Below are 16,380 nucleotides of genomic sequence, written 5' to 3' on the forward strand. Positions count from 1 at the left end.
GCGTCAGATCCCCTGATCGCGTGAGAACCCCAGTGCCGCAGCGAGTTCCGCCGACGATGTGACCGGGAGATCGCACACGGTGCCACGGCACACATAGACCGCGTCGGCACCGTTCACCGGTCCCCGATCGGTCAGCAGTGACATCGAATCCCGGCGGCCCGCCACGACGATCGCCCCGCCCGGGGCGAGTTGTCGTGCCCGAGCGGCCAACTCGCCGTCGGTGCCCCCGTCCTGCGCCACCGCCAGCTGTATCGGCCCGGACAGGCGCGCCTGGGTCACGGCCAGCCAGTGCCCGGCCGATCGTGCGACCTTGGCCTGCAGCACCGCACCCCGGGACAACGTCGCATCGAGCAGTCCGGCGTACCGGGCGGCGCGGTCGGGTGTGGCCAGGGTCGACGCCAGGAGCAGCGCCTCGGCCAGCAACGACGCGCCGGCCGGGGTGGCGCCGTCGATCGGGTCGCGCGGCCGGGCGATCAGGTCACCGGCGGGTGCGTCGAACCAGCTGCCCTCCTCACCGGGATCGCCGAAGGTGTCGATCGCGGTGTCGAGGAGGGTGAGAGCCGCGTCGGCCCACCGTTTCTCGCCGGTCGCCTGGTACAGGGTGAACAGGGCGGTGCACAGCGCCGCATGATCGTCGAGGGCCGCGGCCGGACGCCCCACCACACCGCCCAGCGACGACCGGCGCAGGGTGCCGTCGACGATGTGCCGCGCCAGCAGTGCGTCGGCGACGCCGGCGCCCAGGGCGACCCACTCGGCGCGGCGCAGTCCCGTCCCGGCCTCCACGAGCGCGGTCACCGCGAGCGCATTCCAGCCGGTGACCACCTTGTCGTCACGCGCGGGCTGGACCCGGTCGGCGCGTGCGGCGAGCAGCCGGCGGCGGACATCGGCGAACCGGTCCGGGTCGTCGGCGTCGAACCGCAGTTGCAGCGTCGAGCTGCCGTGCTCGAAGGTCCCCGCGGCGGTGACCCCGAACACCTCTGCCGCCCAGGCGCCGTCGTCGGGGCCGAGTACCTCGGTCAGCTGCGTCGGGGTCCACACATAGGTCGATCCCTCCACCCCGTCGGCATCGGCGTCGAGGGCCGAGGCGAATCCGCCGTCGACGAGCAGATCGCGTTTCAGGAACTCGATGACCTCCTCGGCGACGCGGAGGGCGAGCGGTTCACCGGTGCGGCGGGCCAGATGTGCGTACACCCGGAGCAGTTGCGCATTGTCGTAGAGCATCTTCTCGAAATGCGGCACCACCCAGGCGGAGTCGACGGTGTACCGCGCGAAGCCCCCGGCCAGCTGGTCGTAGATGCCGCCGCGTGCCATCGCGTCGCAGGCTCGCACCGCGGCCGCGGCGGCGTCGGGCAGGCCGGTGCGTTCGGTGTGCCGCAGCAGCCCCTCGAGCAGCGCCGACGGCGGGAACTTGGGTGCCCCGCCGAATCCGCCGTTCTCCCGGTCCTCCTCGCCGAGGACCGTGCTCACCGCATGTGCCGCCAACCGGTTGTCGACGTCGAGTGCTCCGCCCGGCAGCGGCGCGGCGTTGGCGTGCAGGTGGTCGCGAACCTTGGCGCCGACGTTCTCCAGTTCCTTGCGCCGCTCGGTCCATGCGGTGGTGACCGCCGACAGCACCTGCCGGAACGACGGCATCCCGCCCCGCGGTGTGTCCGGGTAGTAGGTGCCGCAGTAGAACGGTTCACCGCCCGGGGTGAGGAAGCAGGTCATCGGCCAGCCGCCCTGACCGGTCATCGCCACGGTCGCGTTCATGTAGATCGCATCGATGTCGGGCCGTTCCTCGCGGTCGACCTTGACGCACACGAAGTCCCGGTTCATCTGTGCGGCGGTGGCGTCGTCCTCGAACGACTCGTGCGCCATCACATGACACCAGTGGCACGCCCCATATCCCACCGACAGCAGGACCGGGACGTCACGGTGGCGGGCCTCGGCGAGGGCGGCCTCGCCCCATTCGCGCCAGGCGACGGGGTTGTCGGCGTGCTGACGGAGATAGGGGCTCGTCGATCCGCCCAGTTCGTTGCGCATCGGCCCTCCGGTGGTGTCGGCGCTCAGGTTCCCGCGGACTTCCTGGCCGCTGCGGTGCCGTCGGCGGCGGCCGAACTCGGGTCGGACGCGTCGGGTGTCACGGTGTCGGTGCCCTCGTCGAAGGCCTGATCGGCCTCGGGATGATCGGTGTCGAAGTTCTTCGGCAGCTTCTTGAGCTGACGGTTCATCGACCAGATGAGCAGCGCGGTGCAGATCAGCAGCACGATGATCACGAGCAGTCCCAGCGGGGACGCCTTGCCGAACTCGGGGCCCTGCGGTTCCTGCTGTGCGGCGAGGATCGTGGTGTACAGAGCGGTGGTCATGGCTGCGCCTCACTTGCTGCGTCGACGCCGGCGAACAGATCGTTCTCCGGGATCGAGGTGGTCACCCGCGTCTGTGCGAGTTCGAATTCCTCGGTCGGCCACAACCGCTGCTGCCATTCCAGGGGTACCGCGAAGAAGATTCCGTTGGGGTCGATCTGGGTTGCGTGCGCCCGGAGGGCGTCGTCGCGCTGCGGGAAGTACTTGCCGCATTCGACCTGGGTGGTCACGCGGGCCATCAGGTCCCCACGGTTGGAGTCCCAGCGGCTGAGCCATTCCTTGAACGGACTCTCCTGCCCGTGCCGCTCGAACTCGTCGGAGAACAGCACCATCCGGTCCCGGATGAAGCCATGCGTGTAGTAGAGCTTCGAGATCGTCCACGGCTCCCCCGCGTCGGGGAACGCCCCCGGATCTCCGGCGGCCTCGTAGGCCGCCACCGACACCTCGTGGCAGCGGATGTGATCGGGATGCGGGTAACCGCCGTGCTCGTCGTAGGTGATCATCACGTGCGGACGGAACTCCCGCACCACCTTGACCAGGGCCTCGGTGGGCCCTTCGAGCGGCAGCGTCGCGAACGATCCCTCCGGCAGCGGCGGACGGGGGTCGCCCTCGGGCAGGCCGGAGTCGACGTAGCCCAGCCACGTCTGCTGCACGCCGAGTGCGGCGGCCGCGGCCGCCATCTCCTCCTTGCGCACCTCGTGGATGCGTTCTTTGATGCCCGGACGGTCCATCGCCGGGTTCAGGATGTCGCCCCGCTCACCCCCGGTCAGGGTGACGATCAACACCTCGTTGCCCTCGGCGGCATACTTGGCGGACGTGGCCGCACCCTTGCTCGACTCGTCATCGGGATGGGCATGCACGGCCATCAGACGCAACCCGCCGGCTGCCCTGAGCTCGCTCGGGGAGCCGGATGTCGACGCGGTCGACGGTCCGGGTTCGGCGGTCTGGGTGTCGCTCACAGTTCCTCGCCTTCGGATCGGTACTCATCTCATGGTAGGTATTGACGAGTGAACAGTTCAGACGGGGGCACACCACAAGGCCCCGACCTGCACGATCGCCCGCAGAGCGGTCCGCGGGCGACCTACCCCGTCGAACAATCGGCGCGCAGCAAGCGCTACTGGTTCCTCGGATTGTCCGCTCTCGTCGTCATCACCGGTGTGGTGTTGGCCCTCATCGGCTACCAGAAGTTCGCCGACCCGGATGTCTCCGGTCAGGCCACCGGTTACGAGATCCTCGACCCGTCGACCGTGGCGGTGCAGTTCACCGTCAACCGTGCCGATCCGACGCAGCCGGCGTCCTGTGTGGTGCGCGCCCGGTCGATCGACGGTGACGAGACGGGTCGCCGTGAGGTGCTGATCGCCCCGGGGGTCGCGCAGGAAGGGCATCGTGTGAACGTCAGCACGTCCAAGCCCCCGGTGATCGGTGAGGTCTTCGGCTGCACCACCGACGTCCCGGCGTACCTGACCGAACAGGTCCGGTGACACCAGAACAGTGACGGTCACCGAACAGCAGAAGCCGCGCGCCGCCTTCGCCTCGATCTCGAGCCCCTACCTGCCGATGCTCACGGCGATCTTCGTCGGCGTGATGCTGATCAGCAATGTCACCGGCACCAAGGGCGTCCTGCTGTTCGACCAGTGGCTGCACATCGATGCCGGCCCCATCCACATGGACGGGCTGGTCACCGACGGCGCATTCTTCCTGTTCCCGCTCGCCTACGTGCTCGGCGACGTGATCAGCGAGGTGTACGGCTTCCGCGCCATGCGCCGGACGATCCTGGCCGGTTTCGTCGTCCTGCTGATCGCCTCCGCCTGTTTCTGGCTCACCATCCATCTGCCCGCCGCCCCCTTCTACGAGGGGCAGAGCTCGTTCGAGACGGTCGCCGGGGTGGTCCCGCAGTTCCTGCTCGCCGGGCTCCTGGGGTATCTCGCCGGCGAGTTCCTCAACTCGTTCGTGCTGGTCAAGATGAAGGAGCGGGCCGGGGAGAAGCGTCTGTGGGCGCGGCTCATCGGGTCGACGGTGGTCGGCGAGTTCGCCGACACCCTGGTCTTCTGTTCGGTCGCCGCGAGCGCTCTGGGTATCTCCACCTGGGGCGACTTCATCAACTACACCGTCGTCGGGTTCATCTGGAAGACCCTGGTGGAGGTGATCGTCATGCCGATCACCTATCTGGTCGTCGGCTGGCTCAAGCGCGCCGAGCCCACATACGCCATCGCCCTGGAAAAAGCCCAGTCCGACGACGTGTGAATTCGCCCTCATCCACATTCGCTGCTACCCTGTACAGATACACGGCTCCGCGAGGGGTCGTGTTGCTGCATTTAGAGCAGTCCACATGTCGCGGCGAACCGCTCGCCGGGCCGCGGACGACACAAAGGAGTGACCGATGACCGACACCCAGGTGACCTGGCTGACACAGGAGTCGCACGACCGCCTCAAGGTCGAGTTGGACTCATTGATCGCCAATCGTCCGGTCATTGCTGCCGAGATCAACGAGCGTCGCGAAGAGGGCGACCTCAAGGAGAACGGCGGGTACCACGCTGCACGCGAGGAGCAGGGCCAGCAGGAGGCGCGAATCCGCCAGCTGCAGGAACTGCTGAACAACGCCAAGGTGGGCGAGGCCCCGACCCAGTCGGGCGTCGCTCTGCCCGGCTCCGTCGTGACCGTCTACTACGACGGCGACGAGTCGGACACCGAGACCTTCCTGATCGCCACCCGTGAAGAGGGCGGTGCGCAGGGCGGTTCGCTCGAGACCTACTCACCGAGTTCCCCGCTCGGCGCGGCTTTGATCGACACCAAGATCGGCGAGACGCGCGAGTACACCGTGCCCAGCGGCGCCACCATCAAGGTGACCCTGGTCAAGGCGGAGCCGTACCACAGCTGATCGGACAGACGACGAACGCCGCCACCCGCTTGGGTGGCGGCGTTCGTCGTTGCGGCGGGCGTCACTTCCGGTCCTGGCGGGCCACCTGTCGCGCACCCGCCATCGGGTGTGGACGACGATGGCGTCGGCGTGTCAGGACAGGGCGACCTTCGCACCGCCCGAGAACAGCGAGTCGTGCAACTCGATGGACGCCGGCTGGGCATCGGCGGGCATGTCGTAGACGACCTTGGCGGTCACCGTGTTGCCCGGATTGATGTTGTCCCACACCGGGATGTCCGAATCACCCAGTGCGATCTGTGCACTGGTGCTCGGCTCGAAGCTGCGGCCCTGCGCGTCAAACAGCTTCTGATCCGTCGGCGAGAAGCTGTAGGGCTTGTCCGAGATGTTCTTGACCGTCATGGTCACGATCACGAACTGCCCCTGGGCCTTCTCGGTCAGGTACGGGTTGTCGCCGACGCTGCTCAGGCCCTTCTCCACGCCGGTGACGACGAACTCGAACTTGCCGTCGCGTACCGGGGTGTTCAGACCCGGCGTCTGGTCGCCGCCTCCAGACCCGCCGTCCTGCGCGGTGGTCGCCGACGACCCGGATTTCGACGCCTGGTCGTCACCCGAGGTCCCCGACATCACCGCGATGATGATGATCAGGACCACCAGCGCACCGACGATCCACGGCCACTTGCGCTTCTTCTGCGGCGGGGTGGGCACCGGCGGCTGGGGCGGAATCCCGTACTGCGCACCGTAGTTCGGTGCACCGTAGTTCGGGGCACCGCCGTTCGGCACAGCGGCGTACTGGGGCTGCTCGCCGTACGGCGAGGTGTTCTGCGGATCGGTCATCGAGTTCTCCTTCACTCGTGCGGCTCCGGGGAAGTCGGTGCCGCCACGCGCATCACTCTCCGCAGCCCCACCGACAACTCGGGCAAACCCGTCATTCACCCAAATGAACGCCACTCCCGTGGCGCCTCGCGGCGCTGGTCACAGGCAATCCACAGCGGTAGCGCAGACCCCCGGCAACCTCGGGGTTCATCGTGGAAGCACGGACCAACAGGGGTCCGGAGAGGAGAGTCCGATGCGCATCCACAAGCCCGCCCCCACCGTGCCGTTGATCGTGCTGACCGACGACGCCGTCGTCCGCTCCTATGCCGAGCACCTCTTCGACGCCGACGTCCCGCTCGCGGTGATCAGCGCCGCCTACTCCGACGTCGTGCCGTACATGCTCGGCAACAACGGCCACACCGTCGCCCTGGTCGCCGACATCGACGACCCGGCCCAACTCGCCGACGCGATCCTCACCGTCGAGCGGCGTCTCGGCACCGTCGGTGCCGTCGTCCGGTATGCCTCTGACGTGCCGACCGCACCGGTCCCGCACGCCGCCTGACCGCACCCGCGCACCCGGCGAGCAGGCCCGACGACAGCGGCCGTGACCGCATGTGAGCGCATGTAAGGGCCACGACAGCAGCACCACGCACAGTGGTCACCATGACCACAGCAACCACCACCGGCCCGGTCTCGGCGCGAGGCGGTCTCGGCACCGACCTCGCGATCGAGGCCCACGGGCTGGTCAAGCATTTCGGATCGACCCGCGCCGTCAACGGCGTGGATCTGGCCGTCCCCACCGGATCGGTGTACGGCGTCCTGGGCCCCAACGGCGCCGGGAAGACCACCACCGTCAGCATGCTGGCCACCCTCCTGCGCCCCGACTCGGGACACGCCACCGTCTTCGGCTACGACGTCGTCCGCGACGCCGTCGCCGTCCGCTCCCTCGTCGGGGTCACCGGGCAGTACGCCTCGGTCGACGAGGACCTGACCGCCACCCAGAACCTCGTCGTGTTCGCGCGGCTCCTCGGCTTCTCCCGACCGGCCGCCAGATCACGCGCGGACGAACTGCTCGAGGAGTTCGCACTCACCGAGGCCGCCGACCGCCCGCTGAAGAACTTCTCCGGCGGCATGCGCCGCCGTCTGGACCTCGCCGCCAGCCTCATCGACACCCCTCCCCTGCTGTTCCTCGACGAGCCGACGACCGGCCTCGACCCGCGCACCCGCGCCCAGATGTGGGACACCATCCGCAGTCTGGTCGCCGGCGGTGCCACGGTGCTGCTCACCACGCAGTACCTCGACGAGGCCGATCAGCTCGCCGACCGCATCGCCGTGATCGACCACGGCCGGGTGATCGCCGACGACACCGCCGACGGCCTCAAGAACTCCGTCGGCGCGGCCACCCTGCAACTGTCGCCGGCCGACCGCGCCGACGCCCCGCGCGTCGCGGTGATCGTCGAGAACGTGCTCGGCGAGCCGGCCGCATTGTCGGCGGAAGCGGGCCGGATCTCGGCATCGCTGCACCGCCCCGACCTCGTCCCCGACGTGCTGATCGCCATGCGCGAGCAGGGCATCGCCGTCGACGAGATCACCGTCCAGAAACCGAGCCTCGACGAGGTGTTCCTGACCCTCACCGGCAAACCGTCCGAGCCCGACTCTGCCGACCAGACCAGGGCCGACCAGAGCACGGCCGACCAGACCACCACCGACGCCACCGCCGAGGAGGCGAACCGATGACAACCACCCTCGACCGCAGCACTGCGGCACCCATCACCACACGCGAGGTCCGCGCCCGCGCCAAGACCGCGGTGGGTCTGGCCGAGACCGCGCGACAGTCGCTCACCATGGCCTACCGGGGTGTGCTGAAGATCCGGCACAACCCGGAGCAGCTCTTCGACGTGACCATCCAGCCGATCATCTTCACCCTGATGTTCACCTACATCTTCGGCGGGGCGATCAGCGGGAACGTGAATGCGTATCTGCCCGTGATAATTCCGGGAATCCTGGTGCAGACCGTGGTGATGACCTCCATCGTCACCGGCACCCAGCTGCGGGAGGACATGGACAAAGGCGTCTTCGACCGGTTCCGATCGCTGCCGATCAGTCGGATCAGCCCGTTGTCGGGGGCGTTGCTGGCCGACGTCATCCGATACGGTGTGGCCACCGTCCTCACCGTCACGATGGGCGTGATCATGGGCTGGCGTCCCGACGTCTGGGGTGTGATCGCCTCGGCCGTCCTGGTGATGATCTGTAGTTTCGCGGTGTCCTGGATCTTCGCCCTGATGGGCTGTGTGATGAGCAAGGCCTCTGCGGTGCAAGGTATCTCGATGCTGATCATGTTCCCGCTGACCTTCATGTCCAATGCCTTCGTCCCGGTGGAGACCATGCCCGGCTGGCTGCAGGCCTTCGTCAAGGTCAATCCGGTCAGCCATCTCGTGACCGCGGTCCGCGAACTCACCGCCTCCGGTCACGCCGGTATCCACGTGGTGTGGGCGCTACTCGGCGCCGCCGTCATCGTGGCGGTCTTCGCGCCGCTGGCCGTGCGCGCCTACATGCGCAACACCTGAGCGGCCCAACCGTTCGACATCGTCTGCCCGCGACGCCAGGATCGACCGCAACCGTTCGGTCGCCTGGTGTCGCGACAGGCTCTCCAGACCACGGGTCTCGGTGTGCCACCGGTCTTCCGACAACCCGGAGACCGCGATCACCTGTTCGTCGACGGCGGCGCAGCCGGGGAAGTCGCGACGCCCGCGCATCCGTCGCGACAGCATCAGGATCCGGGCGCCGTCGGCGCGAAGGGCGTCATCGGTGCACAAGATGGTGCCGAGTGCCCGCGCCACCGTCCCCGCCTGCGGCAGATCGCGCCACGCCGTACCCGACAACGTCAGGTCCACCGCCTCGACGAGCAGCGGCAGCAGGGCGCGGGCATCGGCTGTCAGTCCACACCGCCACAGCCCGACGGCGATCACGCCCAGCATCATCGACACCGCCGGATCCTGCACGCCGAGCGGATGATCCCGGCGCAGGGTCGACGTCGCCCGACGGTACAACGCGCCGGCGGTGTCGACCTCGCCTCGCTCGCAGGCGAGTTCTGCGGCGACGAGCATGATCACCCCCGCGGTCTCCGGCCCGCCCTGCGGATCGGGGTCATCCGGCGTCCAGCCGTCGGCGAGGATCTCGAATTCCCGCTCCGCGGCGTCGATGTCGCCGGCCGAGGCCAGGGCGGCGACCAGACAGGTACGTGACTGCAGGACGTCGTCCTCGGCCTCGAGCCGTTCGAGGTCCACCAGTCCCGCCCGGTAGTAGGCGATCGCCCGCTGCCAGCGGCACTGCTGCCCGTGGAGTCCGGCGAGGGCCACCCGCGCCATCCCCGACATCCAGAAGTCGCCGAGTTCGACGGCCCGCTCGATCACCCGGCGGCCGTCCCGCAGTGCCCCGTCGAGATCGCCGAGGTTCTCCGCGAGGTTCATCCGGGCCACATGCGAGGTCAGGCTGACCCGCGCGTCCCGTGCCCGCGTCCCCCGCACCAGGTGGGCGATCGCGGCCGTGGGGGTCCGGCTGAGCACGCATGCGGCCGCGAGTTCCACAGCGTCGTCGTAGGTCTTCTCCGGCCGATGGAGCCGCCGGAGGTGGTAGCGGCAGCGCGCGATCAACCGCAGGTCGCCGCGCACCACCTGATGTGCCCCGGCCGTCTCCACCGTCGCCATCCAGTCACGTCGCAACCGCTCGTCCTGCAGGTCTTCCGGTGGCGCCGGCAGGGCGAGCAGGACCCGCGCACCCCAGGACACCACCTCGGCGTGCAGTCCGCGGGCCATCCAGAACGAGGCGAGTACCGGGAAGACCCGGATCAGGGTGTCGAGGGCATCGGCGACGACCGCCGAGTCCCCCTCGTCCCCCGACTCGATCAGGCGCAGACATTCGCGCAGGACCCACACCAGGTTCTCGGAATCGTCTGCGACATGGCGCACCAGATGCGCATCGACCCGCGTCTCGTACTGCTCGACGGCCTGCCGCGCCACCTCCCGCGCCCATCGGCGCATCGCGGTGTGCACCGACAGCGATTCGTCGGCGTCGGTCGCCAGGGTACTCTCGCCGAACTCTCGGACCATCTCCAGCATGCGGTAGCGCACCCGGCCGCCGGACTCGGTCACCGCCAGCAAGGATTGGTTCGCCAGCGCCGTCAGGGCATCGTCGAGCCGGAAACCGCTGAATCCCAGGATGATCCCGGCGGCTCCTGCGGTGAATCCGCCCGGCAGACGGCAGAGCCGACGCAGTGCACGACGGCCGTCGGCGTCGAGCAGGTCCCAGCTCCATTCGATCACCGCATACAGCGTGCGATGGCGGTCCGGTGCGGTCCGGTCGGTGCCGCGCAGCAGGGCGAACCGTTCGACGAGGCGGTCGGCGATCTCGTCGACGGTCATGGTGCGGATGCGGGCGGCGGCGAGTTCGATCGCCAACGGCAGACCGTCGAGATGAACGCACAGGGCGGCGACGGCGGCCGGCTGCAGGTCGGCGTCGGGACGGACCGCACGGGCCCGGGTGACGAACAGTTCGACAGCCGATCCCCCGGCATCGACGTCGAGGGTGGGCAGCTGATAGATCTGCTCCCCGGCGAGCAGCAGCGGTGCCCGGCTGGTGGTGAGCACCCGGATACGGGCGTCGGCGACGAGCAGTTCGGCCACCAGCCGGGCGCAGGCGTCGATCACCTGCTCACAGTTGTCGAGGATCAGGACCAGATCCCGACCCCGAACCGAATCGATCAGTCGCACACGGAGATCACCGACGGTACGCCGGGGCCGGCCGGATGCGGCGAGTTCGGACTCACCGACGCCGAGCACGGCGGCGATCGCCGGGACGAGATCGTCGGCGTCACGGATCGGGGCCAGCGGGGCATAGAAGACGGTGGCACCGGCGTCGACGAGCCGGTGACCGACGCTCGTGGCCACGCGGGTCTTGCCGACCCCGCCGGGGCCCTGCACGGTGACCAGGCGACCGGAACCGAGTAGGCCGGCCAGGGCATCGACATCGGCGGCGCGGCCGACGAGTTCGGTGGTGTCGGCGAGCAGACCGACGCCACGTCCGGAGCCGGGCGCCGGCACCCGGCCATCCTCGGCCGTCGCCGGTTCACCCGGGTCGTCTTCTGCGGCAAGCAGTTCGGCATGCAAAGCGGCGATCCGCGGTCCGGGGTCGACGCCGAGTTCGGTGACCAGGCGGCGACGTAGTCCGGCATAGACGGCGACCGCCTCGGCGACCCGGCCACCGGCAGCCAGCGCATGCATCAGATCCAGATGCGCGGATTCGTCGAGAGGATCGCGGCGGCAACGGTTCTCGGCCACCACACGCGCCGCGTCGGCGTTCCCGGCACCCATCGCGGCGTCGAACTCCCGTCGGTCGAGCCGGTCCTGCGCCCGCGCCGCACGCTGCCGCACCTCCGCCACCGGCCCGCCCGGTCCGTCGGCCCCCAGATCGTCGCCGGGCACGCCCCGCCGCCACGACCGTGCGGCGGCCACCGCCTCGTCCGCGGCCTCGGCGGCATGTACCAGATCGGTCACCAGGTCGATGTCGGTGCGGCAGCCCACCAGTCGGTATCCGGTGCCCGTGGCCTCCAGATGGGCCGCACCGATCAGGTGGCGCAGACGGGATATCTGGGTGTGCAGCGCCGCGGTCGGTGACCGGGGCGGGTCGTCACCCCACACATCGTCGATCAATGCGGTCGCCGAGCGGGTGCGGCCGTCCGCCAGGGCCAGCGACGCCAGCAAACGACGGGCCCGCAGGCCGGGCACCACGGTCAGATCGGCGTCCGCATCCAGCGCCCCGGTCGCCGACGCACGGATCACGGCCACCGGACCCCACAGTCCGACGATCAGCACCCCGCCGTCCACCACCACGCCAGGCTAGTCCACGCCCGCGGCAAACCGTTCCCCCCGGCCTCCCGAATCGCTATCGTCGGGCCATGGCCTATGACCTCGAGCCCTTCGAACTCGACTTCTTCGACAACGCGCCGATCTCGTTCCGTATCGACGTCAACATCCCGGTCACCCCGCAACGCGCCTGGGCCGAACTGACCCGCCCCAACACCCTGGACTGGTGCAAGGCGATCAAGTCCGTCACGTTCACCTCGTCGGCGCCCTTCGGGGTGGGCACCACCCGCCGGGCCGAGCTCGCCCCGGGGTATGTCGCACTGTCGGAGGAGTTCTTCGACTGGACCGAGGACGCCGCGACGGGCAACTACCACAACGCTTTCCGCGTGCGATCGGTGAACGTGCCGGGGATGCGGAAGTTCGGTGAGTACACCGAGATCAGTCCGGCCGAGGTCGGTTCGCGACTGGTGTGGGTGTTCGCGCTCGAGCTCGGCACGTCGTCGTGGCCGGTCACCGCGATCTCCAATCCACTGTCCACGCCGGTGTTCCGCAGCATCGAGTCGGACACGTTGCGGTACTTCGCCCATCTCTCACCCCAGGCCTGACGCAAACCCTCCACACTTACGCAGAAACCCCCGGAAACTCCGGGGGTTTCTGCGTAAGTGTGGAGGGTCTGGCCGGTCGATCAGACCAGACCCGCCGAGCTCTACTGCAGCGCCTGCTCCAGGTCGGCCAGGATGTCGTCGATGTCCTCGATGCCCACCGACAGCCGCACCAGGTTGGCGGGGACCTCCAGCAGCGACCCCGCGGTGGAGGCGTGGGTCATCGCGCCCGGATGCTCGATCAGCGACTCGATCCCGCCCAGGGACTCGGCCAGGGTGAACACCTCGGTACGGGCACAGAACTTCTTGGCGTCCTCGATGTCACCGGCCACCAGCACCGACACCATGCCACCGAACCGCGACATCTGCTTGGCCGCGGCGGTGTGCCCCGGATGCGTCGACAGGCCGGGGTACAGCACCGACTCGATCCGGGGATGCTTGGCCAGGAAGTCGACGACGGTCTCGGCGTTGTCGCAGTGCTTCTCCATCCGCACCGCGAGGGTCTTGATGCCACGCATGGTGAGGTAGGCGTCGAACGGGCCTGGCACCGCACCGGCACCGTTCTGCAGGAAGGCCACCGCCTCGTCGATCTCGGCGTCGTCGGTCACCAGCGCACCGCCGACGACGTCGGAGTGCCCGCCGAGGTACTTGGTGGTCGAGTGCAGCACGATGTCGGCACCCAGGGTCAGCGGCTGCTGCAGGTACGGGGTGGCAAAGGTGTTGTCCACCACCAGCTTCGCGCCGGCCTCGTGCGTCACCGCGGCGATCGCCTCGATGTCGCCGACGTTGAGCAGCGGGTTGGTCGGGGTCTCCAGCCACACCAGTTTGGTCTGCGGGGTGACCGCCGCACGCACCGCGTCGACGTCGGTCACCGGCGCCACCGAGTAGGTGATCCCCCACTGGGTGAACACCTTGTCGATCAGGCGGAAGGTGCCGCCGTAGGCGTCGTTCGGGATGACGAGGTGGTCGCCGGGGCGCAACTGCGAACGCAGCACGGCGTCGGTGGCGGCCATCCCCGACGCGAATCCCCGCCCGTAGGTGCCCTTCTCGATGGCCGCGATGTTGGCCTCGAGCACCCGACGGGTGGGGTTACCGGTACGGGCGTACTCGAATCCGTCGCGCATCCCGCCGACGCCGTCCTGGGCGAAGGTGGAGCTGGCGTAGATCGGCACGTTGACCGCGCCGGTCCGTGGGTCCGGGTCGTAGCCCGCATGGATGGCCTCGGTGGCGAATCCGCGACGACGCTGCTGATCACTCACGTGAAAACTCCTCGCTGAGTTGGACTCTGGTCGGCGGTCAGCCGGCGGTGATGGTGGGGTGGGTGCTGACGAAGGCAAGCAGGTCGTGCCGGGTGATGACGCCGATCGGCTTGCCGTCCTCGACCACCATCAGGGCGTCGGTGTCGGAGAGCGCCTTGGTGGCCGCCGACACCGGCTCACCGGAACCGATGAGCGGGAACGGCTCTCCCATGTGCGCCGACACCGGATCGGCCAGGTTGGCACGTCCCTCGAACACCGCCGACAGCAGGTCGCGTTCGGTGACCGCACCGGCCACCTCACCGGCCATCACCGGCGGTTCGGCACCGACCACCGGCATCTGCGAGACGCCGTACTCGCGCAGGATCTCGATGGCGTCGCGCAGCGTCTCCTGGGGGTGGGTGTGCACCAGATCCGGCAGGGCGCCGGTCTTGCCGCGCAGCACATCTCCGACCAGCGGCTCGGTGGCCTTGGCATCGAGCGGGGAGCGCAGGAAACCGTAGCTGCTCATCCACTCGTCGTTGAAGATCTTGGCCATGTAGCCGCGACCACCGTCGGGCAGCAGCACGACGACGACGGCGTCGGGGCCCTCACGCTCGGCCACCTGCAGTGCCGCGACGACGGCCATCCCGCACGAGCCACCCACCAGCAGGCCCTCTTCCTTGGCGAGGCGGCGGGTCATGTCGAACGAGTCGGCGTCGGAGACGGCGATGATCTCGTCGGGGATGCTCGGGTCGTAGGCGGCCGGCCAGAAGTCCTCACCCACGCCCTCGACGAGGTAGGGCCGTCCGGTGCCGCCGGAGTAGACCGAGCCCTCCGGGTCGACGCCGACCACCTTGACCGCACCGTCGGAGATCTCCTTGAGGTAGCGGCCGGTGCCGGTGATGGTGCCGCCGGTGCCGACGCCGGCCACGAAATGGGTGACCTTGCCGTCGGTGTCGGCCCAGATCTCCGGGCCGGTGGTCTCGTAGTGGCTCTGCGGGCCGGCCGGGTTGGAGTACTGGTTGGGCTTCCAGGCGCCGTCGATCTCGGTGACCAGGCGGTCGGAGACGCTGTAGTAGCTGTCGGGGTGTTCCGGCGGGACCGCGGTGGGGCAGACCACGACCTCGGCACCGTAGGCGCGCAGGACGTTCCGCTTGTCCTCGCCCACCTTGTCCGGGCACACGAACACACACTTGTAGCCGCGTTGCTGGGCCACCAGTGCCAGTCCCACACCGGTGTTGCCGGAGGTGGGTTCGACGATGGTGCCACCGGGCTTCAGCTCGCCGGACTTCTCGGCCGCCTCGATCATCCGAAGGGCGATCCGGTCCTTGCTGCTGCCGCCGGGGTTGAGGTACTCGACCTTGGCCGCCACGAGACCCGATCCGGGCTTGACCACCGAGTTGAGCTTGACCAGAGGGGTGTTGCCCACCAGGTCCACGACAGTATTGGCGATGCGCATGCCTCTATCGTCCCAGAGTGCCCCGCGGCACCCACATCCGACTCGGGTTCTCTCCCCCGCCCCTCGACGACGGGCCGGGGATCGCGCACTCGACCGTCGCGTCGCCGGTGATCGCTAAGCTGACAGACGTGTCCGGACCGCGTCCCACCGACCATCACCTCCTCCGTGACATCGGCGCCACGGTGGCTGCGACCTCTGCGGCCGCCGGAGTCACCTGGGGAAGCTACAACCTGCTGGTCTGGCAGGCACAGAAGGCCCGCACGGTGATCCCGCATCGCACCGACAACGCCCCCGACGGCGACGGCCTCTATCGGCCCGACGGCACCGGACCGATCCGCGTGACCCGCGCCAATGCCGCCGACGCCACCCTGCATCTCGCCGTGTTCGGCGACTCCACCGCGGCCGGTCTGGGCGCCGACACCGGCGTGCAGACCCCGGGGGCGCTGCTGGCGCACCGCATCGCCGTCGAGACCGGCAACGTGGTCCGGTACAGCAACAAGGCGATCGTCGGCGCCACGTCGAAGGGCCTCGACTCCCAGATCGACGCCATGCTGATCGCCGGTCACCGGCCCGACATCGCCGTCATCCTGATCGGCGCCAACGACGTCACCGCCCGTAACGGCATCCGGTCGTCGGCGGTGCGGGTCGGCAAGGCCGTCGACCGGTTGCGCACGATCGGTGCCCAGGTGGTCGTCGGCACCTGTCCCGACATGGGCGTGATCACGGCGGTGCCGCAGCCGCTGCGGTCGGTGTTGCGGCTGTGGGGTCTGCGCCTCGCGGCGTCACAGAAGTCCGCCGTCGTCGCCGCCGGTGGACGGGCGGTCCCGATGGCCGACCTGCTGTCCGAGGAGTTCCGCGAGGCACCCGACCGGATGTTCTCCTTCGACCGCTATCACCCGTCGAATGCCGGGTACGAGCTCGCCGCCGACATCCTGATGCCCGAGGTGCTCGTCGCCCTCGGCGAGTGGGGACCCGAGCCGCTGCCGGAACCGCCGGAGATCTCGCCGTCGGTGGACAACAGCAAGTTCACCGAACGGCTGCTGCGGGTGGTGCGGACGGTGCGACATGTGCCCATGCCGCACGGTCGTCTCGGCTAGCTCACGGGTCATCTCCGGGTTGTGCCCGGTCTCATTCGACCACCGCACAACCGTTTCGGACAGGGCACGCCCCGGCCTACCGGACAGCGG

General features: G+C 69.1%; 15 protein-coding genes. 8 read left to right on the forward strand and 7 right to left on the reverse strand.

Going from position 1 to position 16,380, the window contains the following annotated elements:
- Positions 1-3: 3 nt before the first annotated feature.
- From GD1_RS05695 to mca, 3 genes are read right to left on the reverse strand one after another with little or no spacing between them, the layout of a single operon-like run.
- Positions 4-2,022 carry a thioredoxin domain-containing protein gene (locus GD1_RS05695; protein ID WP_059036243.1) on the reverse strand — a complete coding sequence of 673 codons (2,019 nt, stop codon included), beginning with the start codon at positions 2,020-2,022 and terminating at the stop codon, positions 4-6.
- Positions 2,023-2,045: 23 nt separating this feature from the next.
- Positions 2,046-2,345 (reverse strand): hypothetical protein, encoded by a 300-nt coding sequence (locus GD1_RS05700; protein WP_059036245.1) that lies wholly within the window; start codon positions 2,343-2,345, stop codon positions 2,046-2,048.
- On the reverse strand, positions 2,342-3,208 hold the full coding sequence (gene mca, locus GD1_RS05705) for a mycothiol conjugate amidase Mca (RefSeq protein WP_059036292.1): 867 nt from the start codon (positions 3,206-3,208) through the stop codon (positions 2,342-2,344). The genes GD1_RS05700 and mca overlap by 4 nt, the downstream gene beginning before the upstream one ends.
- Positions 3,209-3,349: 141 nt before the next feature.
- On the opposite strand from mca, the gene GD1_RS05710 reads away from it, so the two are divergent.
- The 3 genes from GD1_RS05710 (at position 3,350) to greA (ending at position 5,220) form a co-directional block, all read left to right on the forward strand.
- Positions 3,350-3,823, forward strand: a complete 474-nt coding sequence (locus GD1_RS05710) for a DUF4307 domain-containing protein (protein WP_059036247.1) — start codon at positions 3,350-3,352, stop codon at positions 3,821-3,823.
- A gap of 10 nt (positions 3,824-3,833) precedes the next feature.
- Positions 3,834-4,586, forward strand: coding sequence for a queuosine precursor transporter (locus tag GD1_RS05715; protein ID WP_059036249.1), 753 nt, complete (start codon positions 3,834-3,836; stop codon positions 4,584-4,586).
- A gap of 136 nt (positions 4,587-4,722) precedes the next feature.
- On the forward strand, positions 4,723-5,220 hold the full coding sequence (gene greA / locus GD1_RS05720; RefSeq protein WP_020790408.1) for a transcription elongation factor GreA: 498 nt from the start codon (positions 4,723-4,725) through the stop codon (positions 5,218-5,220).
- Positions 5,221-5,352: 132 nt separating this feature from the next.
- Here greA and GD1_RS05725 read toward each other — a convergent pair whose 3' ends face one another.
- Positions 5,353-6,054, reverse strand: coding sequence for a DUF4352 domain-containing protein (locus tag GD1_RS05725; RefSeq protein WP_059036251.1), 702 nt, complete (start codon positions 6,052-6,054; stop codon positions 5,353-5,355).
- Between the two features lie 232 nt (positions 6,055-6,286).
- Between GD1_RS05725 and GD1_RS05730 the strand changes: the two genes are divergently transcribed.
- The 3 genes from GD1_RS05730 to GD1_RS05740 all read left to right on the forward strand — a co-directional run bounded on the left by GD1_RS05730 (position 6,287) and on the right by GD1_RS05740 (position 8,600).
- On the forward strand, positions 6,287-6,595 hold the full coding sequence (locus GD1_RS05730) for a hypothetical protein (protein ID WP_020790255.1): 309 nt from the start codon (positions 6,287-6,289) through the stop codon (positions 6,593-6,595).
- Positions 6,596-6,696: 101 nt separating this feature from the next.
- Positions 6,697-7,770 carry an ATP-binding cassette domain-containing protein gene (locus tag GD1_RS05735; RefSeq protein WP_059036294.1) on the forward strand — a complete coding sequence of 358 codons (1,074 nt, stop codon included), beginning with the start codon at positions 6,697-6,699 and terminating at the stop codon, positions 7,768-7,770.
- On the forward strand, positions 7,767-8,600 hold the full coding sequence (locus GD1_RS05740; RefSeq protein WP_059036253.1) for an ABC transporter permease: 834 nt from the start codon (positions 7,767-7,769) through the stop codon (positions 8,598-8,600). Before GD1_RS05735 ends, GD1_RS05740 begins: the two co-directional genes overlap by 4 nt.
- Here the strand turns inward: GD1_RS05740 and GD1_RS05745 are convergent.
- Positions 8,529-11,918, reverse strand: a complete 3,390-nt coding sequence (locus GD1_RS05745) for an AfsR/SARP family transcriptional regulator (RefSeq protein ID WP_083533897.1) — start codon at positions 11,916-11,918, stop codon at positions 8,529-8,531. The genes GD1_RS05740 and GD1_RS05745 overlap by 72 nt on opposite strands.
- A gap of 68 nt (positions 11,919-11,986) precedes the next feature.
- On the opposite strand from GD1_RS05745, the gene GD1_RS05750 reads away from it, so the two are divergent.
- Entirely contained in the window at positions 11,987-12,499 is a 513-nt protein-coding gene (locus tag GD1_RS05750; protein WP_059036255.1) for an SRPBCC family protein, read from the forward strand.
- A gap of 101 nt (positions 12,500-12,600) precedes the next feature.
- On the opposite strand, the gene GD1_RS05755 is transcribed toward GD1_RS05750, so the two are convergent.
- Both GD1_RS05755 and GD1_RS05760 read right to left on the reverse strand, forming a co-directional pair.
- Positions 12,601-13,755 (reverse strand): cystathionine gamma-synthase, encoded by a 1,155-nt coding sequence (locus GD1_RS05755; RefSeq protein ID WP_020790045.1) that lies wholly within the window; start codon positions 13,753-13,755, stop codon positions 12,601-12,603.
- A gap of 37 nt (positions 13,756-13,792) precedes the next feature.
- The gene (locus GD1_RS05760) at positions 13,793-15,193 is read right to left on the reverse strand and encodes a cystathionine beta-synthase (RefSeq protein WP_020790046.1); all 1,401 of its coding nucleotides are present in this window, start codon (positions 15,191-15,193) and stop codon (positions 13,793-13,795) included.
- Between the two features lie 128 nt (positions 15,194-15,321).
- Between GD1_RS05760 and GD1_RS05765 the strand changes: the two genes are divergently transcribed.
- Positions 15,322-16,290 carry an SGNH/GDSL hydrolase family protein gene (locus GD1_RS05765; RefSeq protein ID WP_053777736.1) on the forward strand — a complete coding sequence of 323 codons (969 nt, stop codon included), beginning with the start codon at positions 15,322-15,324 and terminating at the stop codon, positions 16,288-16,290.
- The last annotated feature ends 90 nt before the right edge of the window (positions 16,291-16,380 follow it).

This window comes from Gordonia desulfuricans NBRC 100010, assembly GCF_001485495.1.
GTDB classification, from domain to species: Bacteria; Actinomycetota; Actinomycetes; order Mycobacteriales; family Mycobacteriaceae; genus Gordonia; species Gordonia desulfuricans.

What these genes read in the sequence shown, in the direction of transcription:
- GD1_RS05740 (WP_059036253.1), top strand. Translation starts at nt 7,767, where the DNA reads ATGACAACCACCCTCGACCGCAGCACTGCGGCACCCATCACCACACGC.
- GD1_RS05725 (WP_059036251.1), bottom strand. Translation starts at nt 6,054, where the DNA reads ATGACCGATCCGCAGAACACCTCGCCGTACGGCGAGCAGCCCCAGTAC.
- greA (WP_020790408.1), top strand. Translation starts at nt 4,723, where the DNA reads ATGACCGACACCCAGGTGACCTGGCTGACACAGGAGTCGCACGACCGC.
- GD1_RS05695 (WP_059036243.1), bottom strand. Translation starts at nt 2,022, where the DNA reads ATGCGCAACGAACTGGGCGGATCGACGAGCCCCTATCTCCGTCAGCAC.
- GD1_RS05750 (WP_059036255.1), top strand. Translation starts at nt 11,987, where the DNA reads ATGGCCTATGACCTCGAGCCCTTCGAACTCGACTTCTTCGACAACGCG.
- GD1_RS05735 (WP_059036294.1), top strand. Translation starts at nt 6,697, where the DNA reads ATGACCACAGCAACCACCACCGGCCCGGTCTCGGCGCGAGGCGGTCTC.
- GD1_RS05730 (WP_020790255.1), top strand. Translation starts at nt 6,287, where the DNA reads ATGCGCATCCACAAGCCCGCCCCCACCGTGCCGTTGATCGTGCTGACC.
- mca (WP_059036292.1), bottom strand. Translation starts at nt 3,208, where the DNA reads ATGGCCGTGCATGCCCATCCCGATGACGAGTCGAGCAAGGGTGCGGCC.
- GD1_RS05760 (WP_020790046.1), bottom strand. Translation starts at nt 15,193, where the DNA reads ATGCGCATCGCCAATACTGTCGTGGACCTGGTGGGCAACACCCCTCTG.
- GD1_RS05700 (WP_059036245.1), bottom strand. Translation starts at nt 2,345, where the DNA reads ATGACCACCGCTCTGTACACCACGATCCTCGCCGCACAGCAGGAACCG.